Genomic DNA, 2,986 nt, shown 5'->3' with positions numbered 1-2,986 from the left:
CCTGAGGCACTCCTCGTCCGCACCTCAGGCGACCCACACCCCGCACCCCGGGACGGCAGCGACCCGCACCCGCGCGCACCCGCCTTCCCGCCCCACACGCTCAGGCACCCCCGCACCCCCGCACCCCCGCACCCCCGCACCCCAAGACGGCGGCGGCCCGCACCCGCGCGCCCGCGTTCCCGCCTCCGCACGCTCAGGCGGCCCGCGTTCACGCGTTCGCGCGCCTCATGCGGTGCCGTGTCCGCGCACCCCACGGGTTCCCGTGTCCACGCGCCTCAGGCGCTCCCCCCCCCCCCACCCGCCCCCACGGGTTGCCGTGTCCGCGGACCTCAGGCATCCCGTGTCCGCGCCTCTCAGGCCGCGTCGCGCGCCTGGTCCCCCAGAACCACCGGCAGCTCCCGCAGCCCGTTGGAGATGAACGACTCCACCCGCCCCGGCTCCCCCGGCGCCAGCACCACCCCGGGGAACCGCTCGAACAGCCGCCGTACCGCGATCGCACACTCCAGGCGCGCCAGCGTCGCCCCCAGGCAGTAATGCGTACCGAAGCCGAACGACAGGTGCTGCCCCCGCGTGGGACGGGTCACCTCGAAACGGTCCGCGTCCGCCCCGTGCAGGTCCGGATCCCGCCCCACCGACCCGAACGACACGATGATCGGGTCCCCCTTGGGAATCACCACACCCTCACCCATGTCGATGTCCTCCACCGCGAACCGCAACAGCCCGTACGCGGCCGGCGGCTCGATCCGCAGCGCCTCCTCGACCACATCCTCCCAGGACGCGGAACCCTCCCGGACCAGCTTCAACTGACCCGGCTCACGCAGCAGTTCATACAGAGCAGTACTGATCAGATTGACGGACGTCTCATAACCGGCCGTGAAAAGCAGGATCAGATTGTCGACCAGCTCCTTCTCACTGAACCGCTCCCCCTCCCCCCCGGCCGCCCCGCCCCCACCACCCGAACCACCACCCACACCACCACCCACACCACCACCCGCGACGGCGGTACCCCCACCGCCACCCCCGGCCGCACCGGCGATACCGCCCCCACCGCCCTCCGCGCCGCCATCCACAGCAGCGGCATCACCCGCGCCGGCGTCGTCCACGGCGGTATCGCCCGCGCCGCGGCCATCCGCCGCGGCCGCGGCCGCGGCGGCGGCGGCGGCGGCGGCGGCGGCGGCGGCGGCGGCGGCGGCGTCGCGGGCGGCGATGAGCGCGCTGGTCATGTCGTCACCGGGGTGCTCACGCCGGTAGGCGACCAGGCCGGCCATGGTCACATGCAGATCGGCCGCGTTGCGCTGGGCGTCCTCGGCGGTGATCGCCGTGTCGAAGAACGCCCTGATTATCCTGTGCAGCGGCGCCCACCAGCGCTCGGGTATCCCGAACAGCTCCGAAACGATCCGGGTCGGCAGCTCATGCGCGAACTCCGCACGCAGGTCCACCACCCGGCCCGGCGCGAACCCGGCAAGCCCGTCCAGCAGCCCGGACACGACCTCCTCGATCCGCGGCCGCATCGCGGCCACCCGCCGCGAGGTGAAAGCGGCGGCCACCGGTCTGCGCAGACGCGTGTGCTCCTCCCCGTAAGCGGTGATCATGTTCTGCACCGACACCCAGATCGCCAGCGGCCACTCACCGCCGACCTCCCCGCCCCTCCACGCCGGCCAGTGCCGGTAGGCATCCTTCGACACCCGCGGATCGACCAGCAGACGACGAATGTCCGCATGCCGGCTCACCACCCACGCACCCACCCCTCCCGGCAGCAGCACCGCCACCGCCGGCGCCTCCTCACGGAAACGAGCCGCCTCGGCATGCATCCGCACACCGGAAACATCGATCGCCATCGGGCACTGACGGTTCATCTGAAGACACTCCAGGAAGGACGGCGGCGACAGGGCGTACCGGACAGTCAACACCCTGTTTAAAAAACCGCCCGTCCGGTTCTTAACTTACCGGCGGCGGCCCCGAGTCTTACACCGACCCACCCCCCCCTGCCAATGGTTTGCCGGACCCGGCCCGGCGCCGCACCGCCCCCCGGGCCCGGCTCCGGGGCCGCCATCTGAACAGCACGTGCCGACACCCTGTCGGACCGGCGCATACGACCGGAACCACGGCTCCCACTTGGAGCCGCGGCCCTGCCACCACGGCCGGCGCCTCCCGCCCCGATATCCGCTGGTCGGCGTCACGCCCGCCCCCCGCCACCCGCACTCCCGCCGCCAGCCCCCGGCACACCGGCGACATCCCCTCCCCACGGAAACCTTGCAAACAAAACCGGAGAGTCCGTATCTTGCGAATCGCGTGAGCAACCCGTCCCATCCGTCAAACGGTTCCGCGGGAGACGTCCATGACCATGCTGACGATCCAGACGAACACACCCGCCCTCCCCCAGCCCGGAACAGGCCACACCTGGACCCGCTGCAACGAGGCCCCCCTACCCGCACTCACCACCACCGTCCCCCGGGAGTACGTCCACCGCAGCTCCCTCGCCGAGGTCTTCCTCACCGGCTGCGAACCCACCGGCCCCGACACCTACCTCCTCACCGGCCAATGGCCCCGCGCCCACACCTTCTTCACCAGCGCCGACGGCACCAGCCACGACCCCGTCCAGGCCGGCGAAACCGTCAGACAGACCGGCCTCTACCTCTGCCACGCCGTATACGGAGTCCCCCTGGACCACAACGTCCTGCTCTGGAACCTCGACTTCACCACCCACCCCGACCGCCTCCACATCGGCCGCGGCCCCAGCGACCTCACCATCCACGCCACCTGCACCGGCTTCGCCTGGAAAGGCAACCGCTTCTCCGGCCACCTCCACGTCACCATCCACCGCAACAACGAACCCGTCGCCCACGGCACCGCCCGCTTCTCCTGCGTCACCCCCGCCACCTACCGCCGCCTGCGCGGCAACCGCAGCCACAACAGCTCAACCCACCCCCTCCCCCGCCACACCCCCATACCCCCCGCCACCGCCGGCAGAACCCACCCCCACGAC

The 2,986-nt window shown here is 71.9% G+C and carries 2 protein-coding genes; one reads left to right on the top strand and one right to left on the bottom strand.

Going from position 1 to position 2,986, the window contains the following annotated elements; all coding sequences use genetic code 11:
* Window positions 1-353 precede the first annotated feature (353 nt).
* A complete protein-coding gene (locus OTB16_RS39060; RefSeq protein ID WP_267727696.1) occupies window positions 354-1,838 on the bottom strand; it encodes a cytochrome P450 family protein in 1,485 nt (494 codons plus the stop codon).
* Window positions 1,839-2,338: 500 nt separating this feature from the next.
* Here OTB16_RS39060 and OTB16_RS39055 point away from each other — a divergent pair.
* On the top strand, window positions 2,339-2,986 hold a 648-nt coding region (locus OTB16_RS39055; protein WP_267727694.1), incomplete at its 3' end, for a ScbA/BarX family gamma-butyrolactone biosynthesis protein.

The organism is Streptomyces antarcticus (assembly GCF_026627255.1).
GTDB lineage: Bacteria > Actinomycetota > Actinomycetes > Streptomycetales > Streptomycetaceae > Streptomyces > Streptomyces antarcticus.
The sequence above is the reverse complement of the archived record's forward strand: the minus strand, read 5'-3'. Positions and strand labels throughout refer to the sequence as shown.

What these genes read in the sequence shown, in the direction of transcription:
- OTB16_RS39060 (WP_267727696.1), bottom strand. Translation starts at nt 1,838, where the DNA reads ATGGCGATCGATGTTTCCGGTGTGCGGATGCATGCCGAGGCGGCTCGT.